This window comes from Amycolatopsis sp. NPDC051128 (assembly GCF_040682715.1).
Lineage (GTDB): Bacteria > Actinomycetota > Actinomycetes > Mycobacteriales > Pseudonocardiaceae > Amycolatopsis.
Window position 1 is genome coordinate 32,438 of record NZ_JBFBBN010000021.1, and the last position, 24,040, is coordinate 56,477.

The window sequence follows — 24,040 nt, forward strand, 5'->3', positions numbered from 1 at the left end:
GCCTAGCCCACCTCGCCGGGCGCCGCGTCGCGGGCGGTGCGGAAGCCGGCGAAGATCTGCCGCCGGATCGGGTAGTCCCAGTTGCGGAACGTGCCCCGGACGGCCGCCGCGTCGGTGCCGAACGAGCCGCCGCGCAGCACCTTGTACTCCGGCCCGAAGAACACCTCCGAGTACTCCCGGTACGGGAACGGGGCGAAGCCCGGGTAGCCGTGGAAGTCGGTGCTCGTCCACTCCCAGACGTCGCCGATCAGCTGGTGCACGCCGGTCGGCGACGCGCCGGCCGGGTACGCCCCCACCGGCGCCGGCCGCAGGTGCCGCTGGCCGAGGTTGGCGTGTTCGACGCCCGGTTCTTCGTCACCCCAGGGGAACCGGCGCGACCGGCCGGTCGCCGGGTCGAAGCGGGCCGCCTTCTCCCACTCCGCCTCGGTCGGGAGCCGCCGCCCGGCCCAGGCCGCGTACGCCTCGGCTTCGTGGTAGGAGACGTGCACGACCGGCTCGCCGGCCGGGATTCGCTCGTACACCCCGAACCGGGTCCGCCACCAGCCGTCCTGCTCCCGCTTCCAGAACCGCGGCGCGGTGATGCCGTGCTCGGTGCGGTAGGCCCAGCCGTCGGCGCTCCACCAGCGCTCGTCGTCGTAGCCGCCGCCGTCGAGGAATTCGGTGTAAGCCCCGCACGTCACCGGCACGGTGTCCATCCAGAACGCTTCGACGGCGATTTCGTGCGCCGGGCGCTCGTTGTCGAGCGCCCACGGCTCCGCCGACGTGCCCATCGTGAAGGCACCGCCCGGCACCAGGACCTCCGCCGGCAACGCGCCCGGACGGGCGGGCGGCGGCTCGGGCGCGTGCAGCACCGGGTCGCCCTTGCGCAACTGGTGGGTGGCCAGCATGGTCTCGTCGTGCTGCTGTTCGTGCTGGGTGACCATGCCGAACGCGAACGCCCGTTCGGTCAGCCGCCTGCCCTGCAGCGGCACCCGCTCCAGCACGTCGAACGCTTTCTCCCGGACCTCCCGGACGTAGGCCCGCGCCTCGGCCGGGCCGAGCAGCGGCAGCGCCGGGCGGTCGGCGCGGGCGTGCTGGAAGGCGTCGTAGATGTCATCGATGTCCGGCCGCAGCGGCTCCCGGCCACCGACGTCGCGGACCAGCCACAGCTCCTCCTGGCTGCCGATGTGCGCCAGGTCCCAGACCAGCGGCGACATCAGCTTGGAGTGCGGGCGGACCAGGTCCTCGTCGTCGACGGCGTCGGTCAGCGCGATGCTGCGCGCCCGGGCGCGGGTCAGTGCTTCGGCGGCACGGGCGCGCAGGTCCTGCGGGCTCAGCTCCCCCAGAGCGTCGGCCTCTGTCGTGGTCATCGTTCGCTCCTCGATCGGTATGCGCGCCCCTGCACGCTCTCGCTGATCTCGGTGATGGTGTCCGTCGCCAGCCCGGTCGCGCCCAGCTCCGCGCAACCGAGGTCGGCCAGCGCGGTCGCGGCGGCCGCGAGCTCCCGGTCGGCGAGGCCGCGCCGCGCCGCCGTGTCCCACCGGTCCGCGACCGGCGCGCACAGGTCGCGCACCTTGTCCACAGTGGACGGACGGGCGAGCAGCGCGGTGACCAGCGCCGCCGGTGGCAGCCACTCGTCCGGCGGCTGCGCGTCGAGGTACCGGATCTCCAGGTACCCCTGCGGGCGGACGGGGGTGAACATCGTCGTGAGGTGGTAGTCGAGATCCGCCACCGTCGGCTTCGGCAGCAGGGCGGCCGCTCCTCCGCCCTCGATCCAGTCGGCGAAGGTCAGCCCCTCCGGCGCGTCCCACGGCCGGTCGCCGCGGCGCAGCACCATCAGCGGGGTGTCCATCAGGCGCTTGGCCCACACTCCAGCGGGGTCCTCGTCCACGACACCCGCCGTGCGGGTGCGGACCGCCTCCGTCTCGTGCACGGCGAGCCACCGGGCGGACGCGTGCCCGGTGTCCCGTCCGGCGTGGACCCGGGAATTGGCGAAGAGGGCCAGCAGCGGCGGGCCCATCGCGTGGGCGGCCGCCCACCGGGCCGCGTACTGCCCCGGCTCCCCGGTGTCGACGCAGATCTGCAGGCCCGCGGTGCTGCACATCATCGTGATGCCACCGGGGCCGATCGGCGCGAACCGGCGCTCCATCGCCGCGTAGCGGGGCGTGTGCAGGAGCCGGCGGGGCGCGCGGTGCGCGTCGATCCCCGTCTCGCCCAGCTCGAGGCCGTGCCGGGCGAGGCGGTCACGCAGGTGGTGGAGGTCGGCTGTCACGGCTGCGGCGAGGTCGCGCAGGGAGGCCTGGGGAAGGGCGGAGATTTCGACCTGGCCCCCGGGTTCGAGGCTCACGGGTGAGCCGGCCGGGAGCGGTGAGGCGGGGCTGTCGGGGCGCAGCGTCCGCGGCGTGTGCGGACCCAGCGCCGTGGCGAGGACGTCGGGATCGAGGGGTCTCGCCGGGTCATCGGCGTCGTGCACGATGAACTCCAGCTCGACGCCGGTCAGACGCGGTGGTCCATGCTTGAAACACACCGATGCCACGTACGCCTCCCCGGCCGCGCGGTCCGCCAGGACCCGCGCGGTGCGGTTCGACGCACTACCCGACTTCTCGGGAAAATCGTGCATCGTAGAACCTGGAGATGCTTCCGTCATGTCCGTTCCCTGTTCCGTTTGGTGGAACTTCTTGACATCGGACGCTACACGCGGGGTACGACAAAATCAGGCCGGATCTTGCGCAGCGGGACTGGTTCACCACTCCGTAAGAAGACCCGGATCAGGGCAACGCGGACTCGGTGCCCAGGCCCAGTTCGGCCGCGGACGCCCGCACGGCCTCGATCACCAGGTGCAACGCCGGGCGCCGGAACTCGGTGCGCCGGTAGGCGATCGACACCGTCCGGAGCAGCGGCGTGGTGAGGGTGACGACGTCGATCCCCGGTGGCCGCAGCAGGCGCAGGCCGAGGTCGGACACGAGGGTGATGCCGAGCCCGGCGCCCACCATCGCCATCGCCGTCGACTGCTCTTCGACCTCGTGGTTGATCTTCGGGGCGAAGCCGTGCCGCCGGCAGGCCGTGCGCATCGCCCGGCCGAAGTGCGACTTCGGGCTGGCCAGGATCCACGGGTGCTCGGCGAGGTCGTCCAGGGCCGCCGAGCCCGCGGGCACCGCGCCGCGCGGCACCGCCGCGTGCAGCCGTTCCACGGCCACGACGGCGCGTTCCAGCCCGCCGTCCCAGGTCGTCGGCGCGTCGGAGTACTCGATCACGAACGACAGGTCGAGGGTGCCGTCCCGGACCGCCTCGGCGGTGTCCTCCGGCGCCAGCTCGCGCGTGCGCACCTCGATGCCTGGGTGCTCGCCGGCGAGCGCGGTCAGCGCCGTCGGGAGCAGGCCGGAGGCCACGGACGCCCACACCCCGGCGGTCAGCCGGACGGTGCGGTCCTCCTGCGCCTCCTTGAGGGCGTGCGTCGCGCGCTCCACCGAACCGAGGATCTCTTCGGCGTGCTCGGTGAGCAGCTCGCCCAGCTCGGTCAGCTGGACGCGGCGGCCGAGCCGTTCGAACAGCTTCGCCCCCACGTCGCGCTCCAGCTGCGCGAGTTGCTGCGAAACGGCCGAGGCGGTGTAGTGCAGCGATACCGCTGCCGCGGTCACGGTGCCTCGGCGGTGCAGCTCGCGAAGCATCCTTAAACGGTGCAACGAAAGCTCCATGAACCAAACCTAAACGAGATCGTGCAGCAGCGTTAAATGGACGCGCGGACCTCCGGGGGCGCACGCTCGTGGTGGCGGTCAGGAGGCCGCCCCGGACTTCCCTGGAGGTGAGTGGCCTGATGACCCCGCGCGACGCCGAGCCGCTGATGCGGCTCACGTGGACCGATCCCGTCACCGGCGCACACGGCTACCTGGTCGTGCACAGCCTCGTCTCCGGCGTCGCCACCGGTGGCACCCGGATGCGGGCGGGCTGCACCATGAGCGAGGTCGAGGACCTCGCCCGGGGCATGGCCAACAAGACCGCGACCTTCAACCTCCCGGTCGGCGGCGCCAAGGGCGGCATCGACTTCGACCCGAAGGACCCGCGCGCGTTCGGCGTGCTGAAGCGGTTCTGCGAGTTCCTCCGGCCGTGGCTGGACGCGCACTGGGTGACCGCCGAGGACCTGGGCGTGCCGCAGCACCTCATCGACTCCGTGTTCGCCGAGCTGGGGCTGGAGCAGTCGTACCACGCCGCGATCCGCCGGTCGGCCGATCCGGCGCGCACCCTGCGCCGGGTGCAGGCCGGGCTCAACGCACCGGTACCCGGCGGGCTGCTGCTCGGCGACGTCGTCGGCGGCTACGGCGTGGCGCAGGCGTGCCTCGGCGTCGCGGCGGCGTGGGACTGGGACGTGCGCCGGACCACCGTGGCGGTCCAGGGCATCGGCACCATGGGCGGCGGCGCGGCCTGGTACCTGCACGAAGCGGGGATGAAGGTGGTCGCGGTGGCCGACGCCGCGGGGACGCTGTACGCGCCGGAGGGCCTCGACGTCCCGGCGTTGCTGGACCTGCGCGATCGCTTCGGCGAAGTGGATCGGTCCCGGCTCCCCGAGGGGGTCCGCTCGCTGCCGCGCGAAGCCGTCGTCGCGACCGACGCCGACATCTTCGTCCCGGCCGCCATTTCGTACGCGCTGCGGCCGGACAACGAGAACCTGGTCAAGGCGGCGGTGGTCGTCGAAGCGGCGAACGCGGCGACGACGCCGGAAGCGGAGGCGGCGCTGTCCGCTCGAGGTGTCGCGGTGGTGCCGGACTTCGTCGCCAACGCGGGCGCGGCGGCCTGGGCGTGGTGGCTGCTGCTGGGCGAGGTCGGCGCCGACCCGGCCGACTCGTTCCTGCGGCTGCGCACCGAGATGCAGGCGAAGGTCGCGCTCCTGCTGACGGCGTGGAAGCTGGACCGGCTGCCCCTGCGCGTCTCCGGGCTGCGGCTGGCCGAGGCCAACCGGGCCCAGCGTGCCGAAGCCGCGCTGACGCCGGAGGGTGAGCCGGGGCTGCTCATCCCGTGAGCCGGCGGTTCCGCGCGGCGCCTCGGGTGGGGCGCCGCGCGGGCCGGCTGTCAGCGGGCGAAGCGGTCCGTCGCGCCGACGAGGACGTCCCGCATCGGAGTGTCGGACGTCGAGTGCCCGATGTTTTCGAGCATCACCAGTTCGCTGCCCGGCCAGGCGTGGTGGAGCAGCCACGGCGTGCCGACGAGGTTGTTCGTGTCGAGCACGCCCTGGGCCAGCACGGCGGGGATCCCGGCGAGCTTGCCGAGGTTGTGCAGGATCTCGCCGTCGGGCAGGAAGGCCCGGTTGCTGAAGTAGTGCGTGACCAGCCGCGCGAAGCAGAGCCGGTACGCGGGGTCCTCGAAGTCGTCGTGCGGCGGGACGCCCGGAAGCATCGCGTCCTCCCAGGCGCACCAGTCTTTCGCGGCTTGGTGGTGGACGGCGGGGTCCGGGTCCATCAGCAGCCGGTGGTAGGCCGCGGACAGGTCGCCGTCGCGCTCGCTCTCCGGCACGCCGGCCAGGAATTTCGCGAAGCCCTCCGGGAAGTACGCGCCGAGGCCGCGGATGAGCATTTCGATCTCGATGAACCGGTCCGTCGCCAGGCCCATCAGGACGATCTCGCTGATCCGCTCGGTGTGCCGCAGCGCGTAGGTCAGGCTGAGCACCGAGCCCCAGGAACCGCCGAACAGCAGCCACTTCTCGATGCCGAGCCGGGTCCGGAGCAGCTCGAAGTCCGCGACCAGGTGGTCGGTGGTGTTGGCCGACAGGTCGGCGACGGGGGCGCCGGCGTGCGGGGTGCTCCGGCCGCAGCCGCGCTGGTCGGCCAGCACGATCCGGTAGCGCGCCGGGTCGAAGAACCGGCGGACGTTCGCGGAGCAGCCGGAGCCGGGGCCGCCGTGCACGACGAGCGCCGGTTTCCCGTCCGGGTTCCCGCAGGTCTCCCAGTAGATCTCGTGCCCGTCACCGACGTCGAGCATGCCGTGCTCGTACGGCTCGATCTCGGGGTACAGCCCAGCCATCAGCGCGTCCTTCCACCGGAATACAACAGCGCTGTCACATTAGCCGCGCAGACCGCTCCCGCGCGCGGTCTTTCCGGTTCAGACGAGGGCGCCGGCCAGCTCCATGAGTGTGTCGGCCAGCTCCCGCGGGCCCGCGGGGCCGATGTGGATGACGGCGTCGTCGCCCGCGCCGGACGTGTAGCTGAGGTAGCGGCCCCAGTCCGTGTCGGCGTAGTGCAGCGGCTGCCGCAGGCAGGTGTGGCGCCCGACGTCGTCACGGCGTCCGACGTAGAGCTCACCGCTGCCCGAGACCGGCCGCCGCACCAGGCTGACGACGTCGGCGATCGCCGGATCCAGCGAACGGGCGTCCTGACCGCGGCGGGCGGCCTCGGTCAGGTCCGCCACGCGGACGGTGCGCGGGTGACCGCCGCCGGGACCCACCGGCGGCAGCTGCTCGACGAGCGATTCGGCAAGCCGGTTCCGGTCGATTTCCCGCACGCCGACGTGCGTCCCGTCGGAGACCGCGAGGACCGCCTGCAGCCCTTTCGCCGCGGCGAGCACGCCGTAGGTCTGCCCCTCGGTGCCAACCCAGCCGTAGCACTCGCGTGCCGGGCTCACCAGCAGCGGGAGCCAGTCGAGGAAGTCGACGGTGACCCGGCCGCGCGCGTCGACCAGCCCTGCCTCCACGAGCGCGGCGTCGATCCGCTTGCCGGCTTCGTCGCGTTCTTCGCCCGAGAGCCACAGCGGCTCCGGACGCAGGGTGAGGTGCAGCTGGCCGACCTGCTCGCGCTCGGCCAGTGCGGCGAGCGCCTCGACCGGAACGTCCACCCGGCCTGTTGCCACGGTCACCCGCCTACTCCCCGATGACCGGCGGACTGGTCCGCTGGTCCGTGCCGAAGATGGCGTCCGGGTCCGCCTCGATCAGGAAGTCCGGGCGCTGGTGCTCATCGTCTTCCTCACCCTCGCCCCGGCGGCCGCCGGCACCCATCGGGCCCATCTGCCCGGACCGGCCGCCCGCCGCCCGCGCGGCGGCGGCTTCCGCCGCGGCCGCGTTGCCGAGGCTGCCCATGCCGGAACCGCGGCCACCGCCGAGGCCGCGCTCCCCCGCCGCGCCGCCACCGGTTCCGCTGCCGGACCCGGTTCCGCTGATCGGGCGGCCGTTCGAGTCGAGTAGCCGGCTCCCGGCGTTGCCGCTGGTGGGCCCGCGGCCGCCGGTGCTCGAGTTCGGGTCGCTGCCGAAGGTGTTCGAGTAGTTCTGGCCGCCCCCGCCACCGGTGTTGGTCGGGTAGAAGTCGATCCCGTCGGTGTCGGGCGTCGTCCGGCCCGGGCGGTCGGTGATCTGCTGCCCCGGCCGCGTCGGCGTGGTCGGGCGTCCGGTGCCGGTCGTGTGTGTGTCGTCGCCGGGCGGGACGACGACGCCCCCCGGCCGGTCGGTTCCCCCGCGCCGGTCCGTGCCACCCGGACGGTCGGTTCCCCCCGGGCGGTCGGTGCCGCCGGGCTGGTCAGGACCGCCGGTGTGCGTCGGGTCGACGGTGGTGGTCGAGGTGTGGTCGTCCGAGCCGGGCGGCGGCTTCGGCTGCCCCTTGTGCTCGTCGATGATGTGCGGGTGCGGGAGCAGCTCGATGATGGGCGGGGGCGGCGGAGGCGGCGGACCCCCGCCCGTGTTGACGGAGATCGACGCACCGTCGGACTCGAGCACGCCGTAGTCGGTGGGAAGCGCCGCCCTCGTGCTGTCGGTGGCGTTGCTGTACTGGTCCATGACGCGGACGTTGGTCTCGTTGGCGGCGTTGTACTTCGCCATGCCCGTCTGGTAATCGTCGATGTCGTCCTTGGCCATGAACGGCCCGGCGATCGGGATGGCGGCCTTGAGCCCGGTGGTCCAGGGGTTGGGCTTGTCGGGCTTCGGCGGCACCTCGACGACGGCGTTGTTCGAATCTTCGAACACGGCGGCCTGGGTCTTGACGGAATCCGTGGTCGCGTCCAGCGGCCTCGAACTGTCGCGGAACGCTCGTTCCATCGGTCCCGCGCCCGCGTTCGCGGCGTCCGCGGCGTCACCGCTCCAGGAGGTCACCATGCGTTCCTGCAGCGCCTTGATGCTCGCACCGTGCTCCATGTAGGCGTCGGACAGCTGCTGGACCACCTCCGCCAGCTGCTGCAGCCCCGTGGTGTCGCCCTGTCTGAAGTTGTCGAAGATCTGCTTGCCGTCCACTCGTCATGCCCCCTTGAGTGTCTTGATGATGCTGGACGCCACCTGGGTGGCCACCCCGCAGGAGTCGTCCGGCCCCTGGTAACCCTGGGCGTACACGTCGAATGTGAGGTCGTCGGCGATGCCGACGTCGAGGCCGCAGGAACCCTTCGGCCGTTCGTCCACGATGCCCCAATAGACGACCGGGTAGCCCTCGACGTCCGGAGCGCGCTCGAGGAACCGGACATAGGTCTTGTTGCGGTAGCCCGCGTAAAGCCCGGCCAGGCCACCCGCCCCCCGGTCGCGGTTTCCCGTCCCGAGCGTCACGAGCAGGCCGATGCCTTCGCCGCGCAGCTTCCACGCGCAGGACGGCCCCGCCTTGGTGAACGGCGTGTCACCCTTCGCCTGGTAAACACCCGGATCCGTATAGCGCAGCGAGGTCAGGACGTCCTTCGGGACGATCGCACAGGTGTCGCCGACGTACTTGCTCGCGTCCAGAGGAGCGGGAACCTTCGGCACCTCGGGGTCCGCCGACGGCGCGCCCGTCGCCGACGACCCCGCCGTCGAGGGGGACGCCGTGCCCTCGGTCGTCGTGGTGCACGCGGTCGCGAGTCCCGCGGAAACGGTCATAAGGATCGCCAGAGCACCCAGTTTGCTTCGGAACAAGTTCGGCTCGCCTATGCCTTGAAGGTGTCGGACAGGTCCTGGTCGGTGACCACGGTCTTCGACTGCGCTTCCTTGAGTTTCTTGATGTAGTCCTGTGCGTACTTCCGCATGGACGTGTTCTGGTTGAGCAGCGCGGTGATCGAGTCGGAACTGGTCGAGGCGAAACTTCCGCTGGCCGGGTCCTCGCCGGGCGCCCCGCGCACCATGAGGAGGCTCTGGATCTTGTCCCCGTCGTCGACGATCTTGTCGAGGACGTCCTCCCACTGGTGGATCACCGCGGACAGCTCTTCGGGGTCCATCTTGAACTGGCCACCCTTGCCCCCGCCGTAGACCCGGCCCGGGGTGTCGAAGACGTCGCCCCAGAGCGCCTGTGCCGCCTGCCCGGCCTCGCCGATGATCACGCCAGCACCTTCCCCTCAGTTCACCCACCGTGATGGTGCAAAGACTAGCCAACCGTCTCACGACCTGTCAGCGAATCGCCGCAACCTTCGGACGATGGGGCCGACGGTCCGGTTCCCCACACTCCCGGTCACAGTACGTACGTACGGATTGCGAGATGCCGGTCCGCGGTGCCAGGATTTCAGGATGCCACGCGTAAGCCAGGATCACCTCGACGCACGCCGGCGCCAGATCCTCGACGGCTCGCGCGTCTGCTTCGCACGCCACGGCTACGAAGGTGCCACAGTCCGGCGGCTCGAGGAGGCCACCGGGCTGTCGCGCGGGGCCATCTTCCACCACTTCCGGGACAAGGAGTCCCTCTTCCTCGCCCTCGCCGAGGACGACGCCATCCGGATGGCCGACGTCGTCGCCGAACAGGGCCTGGTTCAGGTCATGCGAGACCTGCTGGCCGGCGGCGACCACCCCGCCGACTGGCTCGGCACCCGCCTCGAGGTGTCCCGGCGGCTGCGCACCGACCCCGAGTTCCGCGCCCGCTGGGCCGAGCGGTCCGAGCAGCTGACCACCGCCACCCGCCTGCGCCTGCTGCGCCAGCGGGAGGCCGGGAACCTGCGTGACGACGTCGACGTGGACGTCCTCACCGCGTTTCTGGAACTGGTTCTCGAAGGGCTCGTCTCGCACCTGGCCATGGGCCTGCCCGGCGCCGGGCTCGGCGCGGTGCTCGACCTCGTCGAGGAGACCGTGCGGCGGCACCGGCCGGGCACCGCCTGACGCGCCGGGCGCGCACGACACGTTAAGATTGGCCCCATCTCCGCAGTACACGCCGATTCCAGCTTAGGAGTGACCGTTTCGTGCGCGCAGCGCAGTCACCCGGTGACAGTACCGGGCCGGGTGACCGACCCGGCTGTCCGATAGGTTCATCCCCCGCCGCTAGGGCGGGCGCGGAATGATCCAAATCCTCTTCGCCGTGCTCGGCGTCCTCCTCTTCGTGCTGCTGACGGTCGGCACCGGCCTCGCCGTCGCCGCCGAGTTCTCCCTGACCGCGCTCGAACGCAGCACCGTCGAGGCCAACGTCCGCCAGGTTGGCGACCGCCGCGCGCTGACCGTCCAAAAGGCACACCGGACGCTGTCCTTCCAGCTCTCCGGCGCCCAGGTCGCGATCACCCTGACCACGCTGATCACCGGGTACCTGGCCGAGCCGCTGATCGGCGAGCTCGTCCGGCCGCTGCTCACCGGCCTCGGGCTCACGGAAGGGTTCGCCGCCGGAGCGTCGATCGTGCTCGCCCTGGTCCTGGCCACCTCGCTGTCGATGATCCTCGGCGAGATGGTGCCGAAGAACCTCGCGATCGCCCGGCCGCTGCCGACCGCGCGCGCGGTCGCCGGCTACCACTCGCGGTTCTCCGCGCTGTTCCGGTGGCTCATCACGCTGATGAACAACAGCGCGAACTTCCTCGTGCGCAAGTTCGGCGTCGAGCCCCAGGAAGAGCTGCGGTCCGCGCGCTCCCCGCAGGAGCTGGGCTCGATCGTGCGGTCCAGCGCGGAGAGCGGCACCCTCGACACGTCCACCGCGGAGCTGCTGGACCGTTCGCTGCGCTTCGGCGAGCGCACCGCGGAGGAGCTGATGACCCCGCGCGTGCAGCTCGAATCCCTCGCCATCGACGACACGATCGAGGACCTCATCGACATCTCGCGCCGCACCGGGTTCTCCCGGTTCCCGGTGCACGCCGAGGACCTCGACGACGTCCGCGGCGCCGTGCACGTCAAGCAGGCCTTCGCCGTGCCCGCCGCCGACCGGGCCGCCGTGCCGATCGGCTCGGTCATGCGGCCGGTGCCGACCGTGCCCGAGTCCCTGCCCGGCGACGACCTGCTCAACCGCCTGCGCGACTCCCGCTTCCAGCTGGCGATCGTCGTCGACGAATACGGCGGCACGGCCGGGCTGGTGACCCTGGAGGACGTCGTCGAGGAGATCATCGGCGACGTCCGCGACGAGCACGACGACCGCGAGGCGCCCGCGTCCCAGCAGGTCGGCACCCACAGCTGGCTGGTGTCCGGCCAGCTGCGCGCCGACGAGGTCACCGACGTCACCGGGTTCCGGATGCCGGACGGCGACTACGAAACGATCGCCGGGCTGATCCTCGAGCGGCTGGGCAAGATCCCGGCCGAGGGCGACGCCGCCGAGGTCGACGGCTGGCGGCTCACGGTCACCACGATGGACAAGCGCCGGATCGCCGAGGTCGAGGTCGCCCCCGTCCCCGCCGGCGCGGAGCAAGAGGTGACGTCGTGACCGACTGGCTGAACATCGCACTGGTCGTGGTCCTGCTGCTGACCAACGCCTTCTTCGTCGGCGCGGAGTTCACGCTGATCTCCTCGCGGCGCGACAGGCTCGAAGCGCTGCTGGAACAGGGCAAGACCCGCGCGCAGATCGTCATCAACGCGAGCAAGCACGTGTCGCAGATGCTGGCCGGCGCGCAGCTGGGCATCACCATCTGCTCACTGCTGCTCGGCCGCCTCGGCGAACCCGCGGTCGCGCACCGGCTGTCGGCGTTCTTCGACCTCTTCGGCCTGCCCGAAGCCCTGCTGCACCCGATTTCGTTCGCCATCGCGCTGGCCTTCATCACCGTGCTGCACGTGCTGATCGGCGAGATGGTGCCGAAGAACCTCGCCATCGCCGACCCCGAGCGGCTCGCGCTGTGGCTGGTGCCGGTGCACGTCGCGTGGGTCAAGCTGGCCAACCCGTTCATCTGGCTGCTGAACTTCGTGTCCAACTCGCTGCTGCGCGCGGTGAAGGTCGAGCCGAAGGACGAGCTGGAGACGGCCTACACGTCCGACGAGCTGGCCGAGCTGCTCAGCGAGTCGCGCCGGGAAGGCCTGCTCGACCAGTCCGAGCACCAGCGGCTCGCCCAGACGCTGTCGTCGGTGCAGAAGACGGTCGCCGACGTGCTGGTGCCGACGGCCGAGCTGACCACTCTGCCGTGCGGCCCGACCCTCGGCGACGTCGAGCGGGCCGTCTCCTCCACCGGCTTCTCCCGGTTCCCCGTGTGCGCCGACGGCGGGCGGCTGACCGGCTACATCCACGTGAAGGACGTCCTCGACCTGGCCGGGCAGGACCCGGCGACGATCGTGCCCGACTCGAAGACGCGGCCGCTCACCGAGCTGCCGGCCGACGCCCGGCTCGACGTCGCGCTTTCGGCCATGCGCAAGGAAGGCAGCCACCTGGCGCGGGCGCTCGACCCGAGCGGGGGCGCCGTCGGCGTCGTCGCGCTCGAAGACCTCGTCGAGGAGTACGTGGGCACCGTGCGCGACGGCACCCACGTGGGCGCATGACGGCCGTCGAAGTGCTCGCCGAACCGGACTGGCTGGCCCGGGAGGCGGCGCACGCCGAGCGGATGCGGCGGTGGACCGTCCCGCACCAGGAGCGGCGGGCGCGGGGCGAGAAGCACCCGGTGCTGGACTTCCTGTTCACCTACTACTCGTACCGGCCGTCGCACCTCCAGCGGTGGCAGCCCGGGCCCGGCGTCGCGCTGGCCGGGCCGGCGGCGCGGCGCTTCCTCGACCGGAAGGGGTACGTCGAGACCGGGGACGGCGTCGTCCTCGACCCCGCCGGCTTCACCGAGGGCAAGGCCAAGACGGCCGAGTTCGTGCTCGGCCTGCTGAGCGCGACAGCGTCGCGGGCGCCCCGGCTGAGCTGCTTCGGGCTGCACGAGTGGGCGATGGTCTACCGCGAGCCGCCGGATTCGGTGCGGCACGCGCAGGTCCCGCTCCGGCTCGGCTCCGCGGGCACCGACGCGGTCGTGGAAACCCTCGGCATCCGGTGCGGGCACTTCGACGCGTTCCGCTTCTTCACCCCGCCGGCGCGGCCCCGGAACGAGCTGACGCCGACGCGGGAGACACAAGTCACCTTGGAACAGCCCGGGTGCCTGCACGCGAACATGGACTTGTTCAAATGGGCCTACAAGCTCGACCCGTTCGTGCCGGCGGAACTCGTCGCGGACTGTTTCGAACTGGCGGTCGAGATTCGTGCGCTCGACATGCGGGCGAGCCCCTACGACCTCGCCGCGCTGGGCTACCGGCCGGTGCGCATCGAAACCGCCAGAGGACGGGCCGAGTACGCTCGGGCACAGAGTGAGTTCACCCGCCGAGCGGCCCCGTTGCGTCATCGCCTGATTGCGCACTGCCAATACCTGCCCGGCGCAGCCCCCTGAGCACGGGCAACTGTGAGTCAGATTATTCTCTCTCCGATACTCACCTGTTAGGGTGATAACGGTTTGATTGCATCGCAGCGCGTGCTTGGCATGCGCACACCCGCGAAAGGATGACGATGGGGCGACACGCACGGGACGAGGAGCCGGTGCCGCACCCCGTGGACCGCGCGCCGCGCGTCCCGGGCGAGGGGCGCCCGCACCCGGAGTCCTCTCGCGCCGACGGCATCCCCGCAGCCCAGCGGACCGCGGATCGCGGTGCGGCGTCCGATGCGTTCCGGAAGCCGGGGCGCAGCTCCATCTCCGACGCGTTCCGGATCGCGGGCCGCCGCCCGGCCACCGGCTCCGCCCCCGTGCCCGGCCGTGGTGAGACGGGTTCGCACCCGGCCACGGGCCGCGGTGAATCGACCGGGTCCTACTTCGTCTCCGCGGGCGGCGAGACTCCCGGTGGATACCCGGCCGCCGGTCACGGCGACAGCGCCGGCGCCTACCCGGCCGCGGGACGCAACGACAGCTCCGGCAGTTACCCGGCCACAGGCCCCGGCGCCTACCCCGTCACGACTCGCGGCGAGACCTCCGGCACCTACCCCGCTGCAGGCCGCGGCGAGACCTCCGGCACCTACCCCGCCGCGGGACGCAACGACAGCTCCGGCAGTTACCCGGCCGCAGGCCGCGGCGAGACCTCCAGCGCCTACCCAGTCGCGGGTCACGGCGAGACTTCCGGCGCCTATCCGGCCGCCGGTCCCGGTCGCGGTGGTGCCTCCGGCGGTCGCCGGAGTAAGCGCTCCGCCCCCGCCTCCGGGCGCGGGAAGTCCGGCGTCACCCCGCCCGACGAGACCGCTGCCGAGCGGACCGAGGTGATCATCCGGCAGGACGAGACCTCCGGGAACTTCCCGGTCGTCACCCCGAGCGAGTCGTCCGGCTCCTTCCGCGCCGCCCGGCGAGAAAAAGCCGCCGGCACCTCCCGGCCCGCCGGCCGTGGCGAGACCACCGGCTCGCACCGCACCCCGGGCCGCGCCGAAACCACCGGCCCCCAGCGGACCGCCGGCCGGAGTGAAACCACCGGCTCGCACCGCACCGCCGGCAAGGTCGAGGCCACCGGCTCCCACCGCATCGTCGGCAAGAAGGCCCCGCGGCGCCGGATCGCGACGTGGCCGATCGCCTGCCTCGTGCTCGCCGCCCTCATCGGGCTCGGCGTGATCGGCTGGAACTGGGCCGACAGCGAGCTCAACAACCGCGCCGAGGCCCAGGCCGCCAGCTGCTCCGGCGGCACCTCCCACATGCGGGTCGTCGTCACCCCGAGCGTGCAGAAACCCCTCGCCGCCGCGGCGGATCGCTGGAACCAGGCCGCCACCGTCGTCCACGGCCAGTGCGTGCACGTCATGATCGAGCCCAAGCCGTCGGCACAGGTGCTCGACGCCCTGGTCGGCCGGGCCGGCCTGGACACCATCGGCGGGCTGCCGGCCGCCTGGCTGCCCGAATCGTCGTACTGGGTGAGCGAGCTGACCACCAAGAAGCCCGAGATGATCGGCTCCCCCGCCCAGTCGGTGGCGAACGCCCGCTCGGCGGACTACCCGTTCATCGGGCTCACCGGGCAGGGCATCGACGACACCGTGCTGCGCGCCGCCCAGACCTTCCGCGAGTTCCTGGAGCAGCCCGCCCAGCAGGCCGACTTCGCGGCCGCCGGGATCAAGTCGGCCTGACCGCGCTTCAGACGCCCGTGCCGTTGTCCAGCTCGGCCACCACGGCCAGGTCGTCGTCGGCCAGCTCGAAGTCGAAGATCCCGAAGTTCTCCCGGATCCGGGTCGTGGTGGCCGCGGCCGCCACGGCGACCGTGCCGCACTGCAGGTGCCACCGCAGCACGATCTGCGCCGGGGTCTTGCCGTACTTCGCGGCGAGCGCGGTGACCGTCTCGTCGGCCAGCAGCCCGGCGTTCGCGGCCGGGCTCGACGCGGCCGTCACGATGCCGCGGCCGTCGTGGAACTCGCGCAGCGGCAGCTGCTGCAGCCACGGGTGCAGCTCGACCAGGTTGACCGCGGGGACCGCGCCGGTCGCGTCGATCAGCCGGCGCAGTTCGGAAAGACCGAACCCGGCGACGCCGATGGCGCGGACGCGGCCCTCGGCGCGCAGCCGGCTCAGCGCGCGCCAGCTGTCGGTGAACGCGCCCTTCGTGCCGTCCAGGAGGCCCAGATCGGCGCGCTCGACCTGGAGCGCGCCCAGCGCCTCGTCAGCGGCGCGGCGGGCGGCGTCGTAGCCCTGCGCCGGCACTTTGACGCTGACGAACAGTTCTTCACGGGGCACGTCCGACGCGGCGAGCGCGGCGCCCACCGCCGGTTCCGTCCCGGGCGAGGTGTCGATGCCGCGGTACCCGGTGTCGAGGGCGATGCGGAGGGCCCGCCCGATCTCGGCCGAGGACAGCCCGGCCACACCGAACAGCAGCTGGGGGACGCGGACTCCGTCGGACAGGGCGAGCGAAGGCGGGACGGCCATCTACCGGTGATCCTCACTTCGGATGCTGCGCGGAACCCCATCATCCCACTCGGGCGGCCCGCTCGCGCAGGTAAGCGGCCGTCGCCGGGTCGGCCGGGAAGAACGACTCGATCATCAGCTCCGCGACCGTGACGTCGAGCGGGGTGCCGAAGGTGGCCACCGTGCTGAAGAACGTCAGGTCGGTGCCCTCGTGGCGGAACCGCAGCGGCACGAAGATCTCACCCGGTCCAGGGACCTCCACCTCCGGCACCGGCTGGTCGCACGGGTACCCGCGCAGCTCGGCCAGCAGGTCGGCGAGCCCGGGGTCCGCGGTCTGGCCCACCTGGCGCCGCAGCCGGCCGAGCAGGTGGGCACGCCACTCCCCCAGGTTCCGGATGTGCGGTGCCATGCCGTCGGGGTGCAGGGTCGCGCGCAGCACGTTGGTGGTCAGCTCGGGCGCGATCCCGGCCACGAAGAGCCCGACACTGGCATTGGCGTCGACGAGGTTCCAGTTCCGGTCGACGACGGCGGCCGGATAGGGCTCGTGGCCCGCGAGCAGCTGCCGGACGGCCTGACGGACGGCGGTCATGTCCGGGTCCCCCAGCGCGGTCTCGGTGTAAGCGGGCGCGTAGCCGGCGGCGAGCAGCAGCCGGTTGCGTTCCCGCAGCGGCACCTCGAGGTGTTCGCCGAGGCGCAGCACCATGTCCCGGCTCGGCTTGGACCGGCCGGTCTCCACGAAGCTCAGGTGGCGGGTGGAGATGTCCGCCGAGATCGCGAGGTCGAGCTGGCTGATCCGGCGCCGGTCGCGCCATTCCCGCAGCAGCTCACCCACCGGCCGCTGTCGCGCGGCCGCCTGCACCGTAGTCGTCACGCGAGCGACGCTACGGCGATCACCGGGCCGCGGCCATTACTTCCGGGGTAATGGCCGCGCCCGGTCCCGGAGCCGCCGGCGCATTACCTCCCGCGTAATCGACGGGCCGCCGCGTCTCCGCCAAAGTCGGTCTCAGCGCAGGACGACGAAAACCGTTGTCCCCCACCGTGAAGGAGCACCCCATGACCGACGTCCGCACCGTCGTCGAGCAGTACATCGCCGTGTGGAACGAGACCGACGGCGACAAGCGGCGGGCGCTGATCGCCGGCGTCTTCACCGAAGGCGCCGGCTACACCGACCCGCTCGGCGCCGTCACCGGGCACGACGGGATCGACCAGTTCGTCGCCGGTGCGCAGCAGCAGTTCGGCGGGCTCACCTTCAGCCTGCCCGCCGACCCGGACGCCCACCACGACCTCGCGCGGTTCCAGTGGTACCTCGGCACGCCCGGCGCCGAGCCGGTCGCGATCGGGTTCGACGTCGTCGAGCTCGAAGACGGGAAGATCGCCAAGGTGCACGGTTTCCTGGACAAGCTGCCCGGCTGAACGAACGGCGTGCGGGCTCCCGGGCAGGGGAGCCCGCACGCCACCCACCGCACCCCGCTAGCGTCCGAGGTTCGTTGACAGGGGCCCAGGGGTTTGCGCCCCAATGTGGCGTTGGTTGCGTCTGACGCACCGAACGCCACATTGGGTGCGTTGGACGCACCGAACGCCACATTGGGGCGCAACGCCCGAACGTCAAACACCTTGCGACGCGCGACACTAGCGCTTCAGCGCGCCCCGCCAGCGCACGGTCGGGCGCAGTTTCTCGGGGTTCACCCGGTGCTTGTTGGCACCGACGATGTCGAACATCGACTCGATCAGCGTGTCCGACAGCAGGTGCGGCTCCAGCCCCAGCCCGACCAGCCCGGTGTGCTTCACGTTGTAGTAGTGCTCCGGGGCCTCGGTCCGCGGGTTCTCCAGGTGCTCGATCTGCACCGGGCCGGGGAACCGGTCGGCGACGAGCTCGGCGATGCCGCCCACCGACAGGCTCTCGGTCATCTGGTTGAAGACGCGGAACTCCCCCGGCCCGGCCGGGTGCTCGACGGCCAGGCGGACGCACTCGACGGTGTCGCGGATGTCGATCAGGCCACGGGTCTGGGCCCCCTTGCCGTACACGGTCAGCGGCTGGCCCAGCACGGCCTGGATGACGAACCGGTTCAGCACCGTGCCGAACACCGCGTCGTAGTCGAAGCGGGTGGCCAGCCGCGGGTCCAGCGCCGTCTGCGGTGTCTGCTGGCCGTACACGACGCCCTGGTTGAGGTCCGTGGCGCGCAGCCCCCAGGCGCGGCAGGTGAATTCTATGTTGTGCGAATCGTGGACCTTGCTCAGGTGGTAAAAGGAACCGGGCCGCTTCGGGAACAGCACCCGATCCCGGCGCCCGTTGTGCTCGAGGTCCAGCCAGCCTTCCTCGATGTCGATGTTCGGCGTGCCGTATTCGCCCATCGTGCCCAGTTTGACCAGATGGATCGCCGGGTCGATCTCGGCGATCGCGTACAGCAGGTTCAGCGTCCCGATCACATTGTTGTGCTGGGTGTGGACCGCGTGTTCGCGGTCGATCATGGAGTACGGCGCCGACCGCTGTTCGGCGTAGTGGACGACGGCGTCGGGCGCGAAGCCGCGGATCGCGTCGAACAGGAAGTCCGCGTCCAGCAGATCGCCTTCGTAGCTGGTGATCTTCTTCCCGGACACGTCGCGCCAGGCGGCGATCCGGTCGGCGAGCGATTCGATCGGGACCAGGCTTTCGACGCCGAGTTCCGCGTCGTGGCCCCGGCGCGCGAAATTGTCGAAAACGGCGACCTCGTGACCTTTGTCCGATAAGTGCAGCGCGGTCGGCCAGCCCAGATATCCGTCACCGCCGAGAACCAGCACTCGCATTGTGCCGCCTTTCCTGTTCGTTTACGCCACAAGCGTGCTGATCCGACGAACGAGCAGAGGCTTGCGAGAACCCGACGTTATCGATCACCTGCTGATGAGGACCTGGCAAAGAGCTGTGAATCTCCTATGCGTCGGGGGCCCGGACGGCGGCGCGGCCGGACCGCGGGGAGGATGGGGGCATGTCGACCGTAACCAACGGCGTGCAGCCCCGCACGGCGGAGACTCGCGCTCCGGAACGAGGCCGCCGCGGCTGGGCCCGCCTGGCGCGCGCCGCCGCGAGCTCCGTCGCCGCCACGGTCCTCAGCCAGGTCGTCCTGCTGGCGATCCTCGCCACCGGCGGGGTGCCGGCGCTGGCGAGCACGCTCGCCTGGGCGGCCGGGGCGGTGCTGAACTTCGTGGTCACCCGGCGCTGGGTGTGGGGCCGCACCGGACGGCCGCGGGTCCGGCGCGAACTGCTGCCCTACCTCGCCGTGATCGGCCTCGGCGGGCTCGCGTCGATCGGCTTGACGACACTGGCCGGCGCGCTGCTCACTCCCCTGGACCTGCCGCACCCGCTGTGGGTCGCGCTCGTCGACGGCGCGTACGTGGCCAGTTACGCGCTGGTGTTCGTCGTCAAGTTCGCCCTGCTCGACCGGCTCGTGTTCGGCCGCGGCGCAGCACGTACCCGCGCCACCACGTCCCGGTCATGACGCGGGCGTAGTTGGCGCCGTAGACGAGGCTGCCGCCCTTCTTGCTCTTCCCCGCCTTGCGCAGGCGCATGCTCATCGGCAGCTCCCGCACCCGCGCGCCGCGCGCCGTCACGCCGAGCAGCAGCTCCGACGACTGGTACTGCGGCTCGTTGAGCGGCACCGAGCACGCCAGCTCCGCCCGCATCGCGCGGAAGCCGAACGACGTGTCGGTGATCCGCCGTCCGGTCAGCACCGACGCCAGCACCGCGAAGACGCGCACCCCGAGCCACCGGACGCGGCTGTCGGCCTCCTCGTGCCCCAGCCGCCGCGACCCGGTGACGAAGTCGGCGGTGCCGTCGACGACCGGGCCCACGAGCGCTTCGAGCTCGCTGTTGTCGTACTGGCCGTCGGCGTCGGTCGTCACGAGGTATTCGGCCCCGGCTCCGGCCGCGAGGTGGTAGCCCAGCCGCAGCGCGGCGCCCTGGCCACGGTTGTGCGGAGCGACGCAGACGTAGGCGCCGTGCGCTCGCGCGATCGCGGCGGTGCCGTCGGTCCCGCCGTCGACCACGACGAGCACGTCGACCGGCATGCCGAGGCACTTGTCCGGCATCTTCTCCAGCACTTCGCCGATTCCGCCGGCTTCGTTGTAGGCCGCGATGACGACGGTCAGCGGGGCCAGCTTCACGTCCGGGTGGCGGCCGCGGAAGTCGTCGAGGGCACCGGTGTCGACGTCGTCGGGGAACGCCGCGAGGCGCTTCCGGCTCGCCGACGTCAGCGTCGTGAAGCCGAGTGCCCCGGCCACCGGCAGCAGCACCAGCGCGGGAATCTGGTAGCGCCAGGAGAACTGGAACACCGCCGAGGCGAAGAGGAGCACGAGCCCGCTCGACGCCGCCAGCAGCGCGCCCGCCCGGGCCCGGTCGACCGGCTTCTTCCGGCGGACCACCGTCAGCAGGCCCAGCAGCGCGCCGATGCCGAGCACGGCGCCCGGCACATACCCGCCACCGAGCTGGTAGCCGCGCAGGAACTCGGCCAGTGGCCGGTCCACGCTCGCGACGACGCCGTCGTTCTGCCCCGTGACGAGGTCGATCAGCGACTGGTCGGCCCACTGGGGGTAGGCCGGCTGGAACTGCCACCGGTCCAGGGGGACGTCGGTCGGGTCCTGTTCGCGTGTCCAGGCGAAGCTCTTGGCGAAGTCGTTCAGGACCGCTTCGGCGACGTCGCCCGGCTGCGCCTTGAGCACTTCGATCGCGAACTCGTGGGCCAGCGCGTTCTTGTCCGCGCCCGGCGGGAGCGGCCCGGGCCAGTTCGGATCGAGGTCGGCGTGCGTGTAGTTGTCCACCAGCCGCGTCTCGCGCGGCTCGGCCGGGCAGAACGCCTGCAGCGCCGGCTCGAGGTGGAGGTTCGCGCAGTCGGCGACGGCGGCGGCGCGGCCGTAGAGCATGTTCCCGGACGGCCCGGTCAGGCCCCACTTGCCGGTCTCGGAATGCACCCGCGCGGCGTAGGGCACGAGCACGACGAGGAGGCCCAGAAGGCCGACGCCGGCCCGGCGCCAGCCCGCCCAGCGCCGCCACGCTCCCCCGGCGACGACCAGGTAGCCCAGCAGCGGCAGGGCCAGCGAAATCCCGATCAGCCGGGTGAGCACGGCGAAGCCGAGCAGCAGGCCGGCGAGCCCGGCCCGCCGCCGGCCCGGCGTGCCCCGGCCGAGCAGCAGCCACAGCAGCCCGAGCAGCACCGCCTCGAAGGTCACCTCGGACATGATGTTCTGCTCGATCTGCAGCTGGTACGCGTCGAACAGCACCGGCGTCGCGGCGAGCGCGCCGACCCACGGGCGGCCGCCGAGGCGCAGCACCAGCGCGTACACCCCGACGGCGATCAGCAGCCCGCCCACGTGCTGCACGGCCGCGACCCAGGCGAGGCCGCCGACGGACAGCAGCGGGCGCAGCACCAGGTCGTAGCCGATCGGGTCGAGCTGGTCGGCGCGCAGCTCGTGCAGATTGTCGATGTACCGGAACGAATCGATGAACAGCAGCGCGGGCCGGTAGGCCAGCCAGGTCAGCACCCGGAGGACGATCGCCGGGACCAGCAGGATCAGCAACAGCCAGTGACGGCGGAGGAACGAGGTCACGGTGTCCCGTTAGGACGGTCGAGGTCCGCGAAGTACTTCCACGCCGTGGCCAGCCCTTCGGTCAGCGAGACCGCCGGCCGGTAGCCGATCGTCTCGGCGCTGGCCGAGACGTCGACGACCACCGCGGGCATCTCCCCGGGCGGCGCCTCGACGTGCTCGACCGGCAGCGCGGCGCCGGTCACCTCGCGCACGGCTTCGACCATCTCCAGCACGGAGACCGACCGCCCGGCGCCGACGATCGCGCGGCCGGAGTAGCCGCTGTCGAAGGCCAGGACGACCGCGCGGACGACGTCGTCGAGGTGCACCAGGTCGCGGCGCTGGCGGCCGTCGCCGTACACCCGGATCCCGGTGCCGGCCAGCGCGGCCCGCATCATCCGCGGCACGAAACTGTCCTTATGGGACATTCCCGGGCCGTAGACGTTGGTGAACCGCAACGCACACGTCGTCATGCCGTACGCGCCGGCGTAGCCCGACAGCAGCATTTCGCACGCCGCCTTGGTCGCGCCGTACGGCGTCAGCGGGCGCGGCGGCAGGTCCGGGGTGATGGTGGCGGTGCCGACGTTCCCGATCACCGCGTTCGTCGAGGCGAGCAGGAACTTCGGCACCTCGTGACGGCGCGCGAGCTCCAGGAGTTCCTGGGTGACGAGGACGTTGTCGGCGAAGGTCTGCTCCGGCAGTTCGACCGAGCGCAGGACCGACGTCAGCCCGGCGAGGTGCACGATCCCGGCGGTCCCGGGCGTCACGGCCTCCTCGCGGACGGCGGCCTCGCCGAGCTCGCCGGTGACCACGCGGACGCCGTCGAGCTCGTCCGGGAACGGGACCCGGTCGACGACGGTGACCGGGACGTTCCGATCGCGGAAGGCGCGCACGACGGCCCGGCCGATGAAGCCGCTGCCGCCGGTCACGACCACCGACGTCCGATCAGGACCGTGCGCACTCGCCATGGCGTCAACCTACCTCCCGTTCCTGTGCGGGCGCCGCGCACCTTCGTACGCGGAAGTGCGTATGGCCGCCGATGCCGCCGGCTTGGTGTCCTTGACGGGTCACACAGCAATGGGGAGGAAACCACACCATGAAACGTCTCTTCACCGTTCCGGCACTGCTGCTCGCCTCGCTCGCCGGGGTCCTCAGCGTCCCCGCCGCCGCACAGGCGGCCACGACCGATGTCGGCGTCATCCCGTCGAGCAGGTCCTGCCCGGCCGGGACCGAAGCCGTCGTGATCCGGATGGACGACGAGGACTCGGGCAACGCGAACTCGCGCGGCGGGTTCATCGGCGCGGTCAGCAGCACCAGCAACACCGAGATGTTCTTCTGCCGGGTCGACGGCACCGCGTTCCGCGGGGTCACGCAGTCCGGCTCGTTCCGGCCCTACGCCGTGCTGAAGCTCGGCGCGAACTGCCCGAACGGCTCGCAGGAATTCTCGCGGCGATTCGACAACGAGGACGACGGCAACAACAACTCGTTCACCGGCAACATCTTCCCGAACGTGAGCGACAGCAACACGCTGCTGCGGTTCTGCCTGTTCGCGCCGGGGGTGGCCACGACGACGGCGTTCCCGAACGTCGGCTTCGGCTATCTGGTGTTCTCGGGCGTGGACTCGTCGGGCTTCTTCCACACCGACGACGAGGACGACAGCAACAACAACCAGTACAGCGCGCCGGCGGGGATCAGCAGCATCGCGCAGTCGATGGTGAGCGCCGGCTCGAACACCACGCTGAACGTCCGGATCGCCCGGTAACGACCGGTTCGTATCTCCTTTCGGCTCCCCGGCTCTTTCACCCGGGGAGCCGAAGGGGGATCGGGAGTGAGCAGTGAACTGACGGCGCGGGACGTGCACCGCGCCCTCGAAGTCGTGCGGGAGTTCAAGTCGGCGGGACCGGTGGCGGGGCTGGCCGGGCTCGGCAGGCTCGTCGGCTGCGACGTCGTCTCGTGCACCGGCGCGGAGCACCCGGCGAGGCGGCTCACCGGCACGGTCACCGACCGGCCGGACCAGAACCTGATGCGCCACCCGGAGTTCCGGGCGCAGGCGCACCAGCACCCGGCGTTCGCGGCCCACCGGAGCGGACGGCTGCCGCTGGGGACGTCGGCCGCGCTGACCGACCTGGCGGACCTGCGCACACTGCGCGGTCTGCCGCTGTACACGGACTTCTACCGCCCGCGGGGCACCATCGACCAGCTGCTGTGCGTCGTCCAGGTCGACGACCGGCACGGACGCGTCCTCACGCTCAGCCGGTCCCGGCCCGGCTTCTCGCGACGGGACCGGGAGCTGGCCGACCTGCTGGCACCGCACCTGGCCCAGGCGTTCGCCAGGGAGGAGCGCCCACCGGTCCGGCCGGTCACCGCGACGACGTCGGTCCTGCTGACCGCCCGCGAACGGGAGGTGGCCGGCTCGGTGGCGCGGGCTTCGACGGACCGGGAGATCGCGCGCCATCTCGGCATCAGCCCGCGGACGGTGCAGAAGCACCTCCAGCAGATCTACCGGAAACTCGGGCTGACCAGCCGGGCGGAGCTGATCGTGCACCTCTCCGGCCGAGACGGGAGTGCGTAACCTGGCCGGTGCGGGAGCGACGGTTCGGGA

The 24,040-nt window shown here is 71.8% G+C and carries 23 protein-coding genes; 10 read left to right on the forward strand and 13 right to left on the reverse strand.

Features of this window, described 5'->3' with window-relative positions:
* Nucleotides 1-2 precede the first annotated feature (2 nt).
* The 3 genes from egtB to AB0M82_RS22090 all read right to left on the reverse strand — a co-directional run bounded on the left by egtB (nucleotide 3) and on the right by AB0M82_RS22090 (nucleotide 3,674).
* Nucleotides 3-1,349 carry an ergothioneine biosynthesis protein EgtB gene (egtB, locus tag AB0M82_RS22080; protein WP_364724684.1) on the reverse strand — a complete coding sequence of 449 codons (1,347 nt, stop codon included), beginning with the start codon at nucleotides 1,347-1,349 and terminating at the stop codon, nucleotides 3-5.
* A complete protein-coding gene (egtA, locus tag AB0M82_RS22085; protein ID WP_364724687.1) occupies nucleotides 1,346-2,599 on the reverse strand; it encodes an ergothioneine biosynthesis glutamate--cysteine ligase EgtA in 1,254 nt (417 codons plus the stop codon). Before egtA ends, egtB begins: the two co-directional genes overlap by 4 nt.
* Before the next feature lie 148 nt (nucleotides 2,600-2,747).
* Nucleotides 2,748-3,674, reverse strand: a complete 927-nt coding sequence (locus AB0M82_RS22090) for a LysR substrate-binding domain-containing protein (RefSeq protein WP_364724690.1) — start codon at nucleotides 3,672-3,674, stop codon at nucleotides 2,748-2,750.
* Nucleotides 3,675-3,793: 119 nt separating this feature from the next.
* On the opposite strand from AB0M82_RS22090, the gene AB0M82_RS22095 reads away from it, so the two are divergent.
* Nucleotides 3,794-4,993 (forward strand): Glu/Leu/Phe/Val dehydrogenase dimerization domain-containing protein, encoded by a 1,200-nt coding sequence (locus tag AB0M82_RS22095; RefSeq protein WP_364724693.1) that lies wholly within the window; start codon nucleotides 3,794-3,796, stop codon nucleotides 4,991-4,993.
* A gap of 50 nt (nucleotides 4,994-5,043) precedes the next feature.
* On the opposite strand, the gene pip is transcribed toward AB0M82_RS22095, so the two are convergent.
* The 5 genes from pip to AB0M82_RS22120 all read right to left on the reverse strand — a co-directional run bounded on the left by pip (nucleotide 5,044) and on the right by AB0M82_RS22120 (nucleotide 9,222).
* Nucleotides 5,044-5,991: a prolyl aminopeptidase gene (gene pip / locus AB0M82_RS22100; protein ID WP_364724696.1), complete on the reverse strand. Its 948-nt coding sequence runs from the start codon at nucleotides 5,989-5,991 to the stop codon at nucleotides 5,044-5,046.
* A gap of 78 nt (nucleotides 5,992-6,069) precedes the next feature.
* The gene (locus AB0M82_RS22105) at nucleotides 6,070-6,798 is read right to left on the reverse strand and encodes an ESX secretion-associated protein EspG (protein ID WP_364724914.1); all 729 of its coding nucleotides are present in this window, start codon (nucleotides 6,796-6,798) and stop codon (nucleotides 6,070-6,072) included.
* A 25-nt stretch (nucleotides 6,799-6,823) separates the two neighbouring features.
* On the reverse strand, nucleotides 6,824-8,179 hold the full coding sequence (locus AB0M82_RS22110; RefSeq protein ID WP_364724699.1) for a WXG100 family type VII secretion target: 1,356 nt from the start codon (nucleotides 8,177-8,179) through the stop codon (nucleotides 6,824-6,826).
* A gap of 3 nt (nucleotides 8,180-8,182) precedes the next feature.
* Nucleotides 8,183-8,785 carry a DUF3558 domain-containing protein gene (locus AB0M82_RS22115; protein WP_364724702.1) on the reverse strand — a complete coding sequence of 201 codons (603 nt, stop codon included), beginning with the start codon at nucleotides 8,783-8,785 and terminating at the stop codon, nucleotides 8,183-8,185.
* A gap of 47 nt (nucleotides 8,786-8,832) precedes the next feature.
* Nucleotides 8,833-9,222, reverse strand: coding sequence for a hypothetical protein (locus tag AB0M82_RS22120; protein ID WP_364724704.1), 390 nt, complete (start codon nucleotides 9,220-9,222; stop codon nucleotides 8,833-8,835).
* A 184-nt stretch (nucleotides 9,223-9,406) separates the two neighbouring features.
* Between AB0M82_RS22120 and AB0M82_RS22125 the strand changes: the two genes are divergently transcribed.
* The 5 genes from AB0M82_RS22125 (at nucleotide 9,407) to AB0M82_RS22145 (ending at nucleotide 15,119) form a co-directional block, all read left to right on the forward strand.
* Nucleotides 9,407-9,988 (forward strand): helix-turn-helix domain-containing protein, encoded by a 582-nt coding sequence (locus AB0M82_RS22125; RefSeq protein WP_364724706.1) that lies wholly within the window; start codon nucleotides 9,407-9,409, stop codon nucleotides 9,986-9,988.
* Nucleotides 9,989-10,163: 175 nt separating this feature from the next.
* Entirely contained in the window at nucleotides 10,164-11,501 is a 1,338-nt protein-coding gene (locus tag AB0M82_RS22130) for a hemolysin family protein (protein ID WP_364724709.1), read from the forward strand.
* Complete coding sequence (locus tag AB0M82_RS22135; protein WP_364724712.1) at nucleotides 11,498-12,541, forward strand: hemolysin family protein; 1,044 nt, start codon at nucleotides 11,498-11,500, stop codon at nucleotides 12,539-12,541. The genes AB0M82_RS22130 and AB0M82_RS22135 overlap by 4 nt, the downstream gene beginning before the upstream one ends.
* Entirely contained in the window at nucleotides 12,538-13,419 is an 882-nt protein-coding gene (locus AB0M82_RS22140; RefSeq protein ID WP_364724714.1) for a 3-methyladenine DNA glycosylase, read from the forward strand. Before AB0M82_RS22135 ends, AB0M82_RS22140 begins: the two co-directional genes overlap by 4 nt.
* 116 nt (nucleotides 13,420-13,535) lie before the next feature.
* A complete protein-coding gene (locus tag AB0M82_RS22145; protein WP_364724717.1) occupies nucleotides 13,536-15,119 on the forward strand; it encodes a hypothetical protein in 1,584 nt (527 codons plus the stop codon).
* A 7-nt stretch (nucleotides 15,120-15,126) separates the two neighbouring features.
* Here AB0M82_RS22145 and AB0M82_RS22150 read toward each other — a convergent pair whose 3' ends face one another.
* A complete protein-coding gene (locus AB0M82_RS22150) occupies nucleotides 15,127-15,906 on the reverse strand; it encodes an aldo/keto reductase (RefSeq protein WP_364724720.1) in 780 nt (259 codons plus the stop codon).
* A gap of 40 nt (nucleotides 15,907-15,946) precedes the next feature.
* Nucleotides 15,947-16,756, reverse strand: a complete 810-nt coding sequence (locus AB0M82_RS22155; RefSeq protein ID WP_364724723.1) for a helix-turn-helix transcriptional regulator — start codon at nucleotides 16,754-16,756, stop codon at nucleotides 15,947-15,949.
* 182 nt (nucleotides 16,757-16,938) lie between these two features.
* Between AB0M82_RS22155 and AB0M82_RS22160 the strand changes: the two genes are divergently transcribed.
* Complete coding sequence (locus AB0M82_RS22160) at nucleotides 16,939-17,298, forward strand: nuclear transport factor 2 family protein (protein WP_364724726.1); 360 nt, start codon at nucleotides 16,939-16,941, stop codon at nucleotides 17,296-17,298.
* A 216-nt stretch (nucleotides 17,299-17,514) separates the two neighbouring features.
* Here AB0M82_RS22160 and AB0M82_RS22165 read toward each other — a convergent pair whose 3' ends face one another.
* A complete protein-coding gene (locus AB0M82_RS22165; protein ID WP_364724729.1) occupies nucleotides 17,515-18,669 on the reverse strand; it encodes an NAD-dependent epimerase/dehydratase family protein in 1,155 nt (384 codons plus the stop codon).
* 179 nt (nucleotides 18,670-18,848) lie between these two features.
* Here AB0M82_RS22165 and AB0M82_RS22170 point away from each other — a divergent pair, with 179 nt between their 5' ends.
* Entirely contained in the window at nucleotides 18,849-19,358 is a 510-nt protein-coding gene (locus tag AB0M82_RS22170) for a GtrA family protein (RefSeq protein ID WP_364724731.1), read from the forward strand.
* Here AB0M82_RS22170 and AB0M82_RS22175 read toward each other — a convergent pair.
* Nucleotides 19,282-21,462, reverse strand: a complete 2,181-nt coding sequence (locus tag AB0M82_RS22175; protein ID WP_364724734.1) for a glycosyltransferase family 2 protein — start codon at nucleotides 21,460-21,462, stop codon at nucleotides 19,282-19,284. The two genes, AB0M82_RS22170 and AB0M82_RS22175, sit on opposite strands and share 77 nt — an antisense overlap.
* Nucleotides 21,459-22,406: an NAD-dependent epimerase/dehydratase family protein gene (locus AB0M82_RS22180; protein ID WP_364724737.1), complete on the reverse strand. Its 948-nt coding sequence runs from the start codon at nucleotides 22,404-22,406 to the stop codon at nucleotides 21,459-21,461. Before AB0M82_RS22180 ends, AB0M82_RS22175 begins: the two co-directional genes overlap by 4 nt.
* Nucleotides 22,407-22,534: 128 nt before the next feature.
* Between AB0M82_RS22180 and AB0M82_RS22185 the strand changes: the two genes are divergently transcribed.
* A complete protein-coding gene (locus tag AB0M82_RS22185; protein WP_364724740.1) occupies nucleotides 22,535-23,200 on the forward strand; it encodes a hypothetical protein in 666 nt (221 codons plus the stop codon).
* A gap of 66 nt (nucleotides 23,201-23,266) precedes the next feature.
* Nucleotides 23,267-24,010: a helix-turn-helix transcriptional regulator gene (locus tag AB0M82_RS22190; RefSeq protein WP_364724742.1), complete on the forward strand. Its 744-nt coding sequence runs from the start codon at nucleotides 23,267-23,269 to the stop codon at nucleotides 24,008-24,010.
* Nucleotides 24,011-24,040 lie beyond the last annotated feature (30 nt).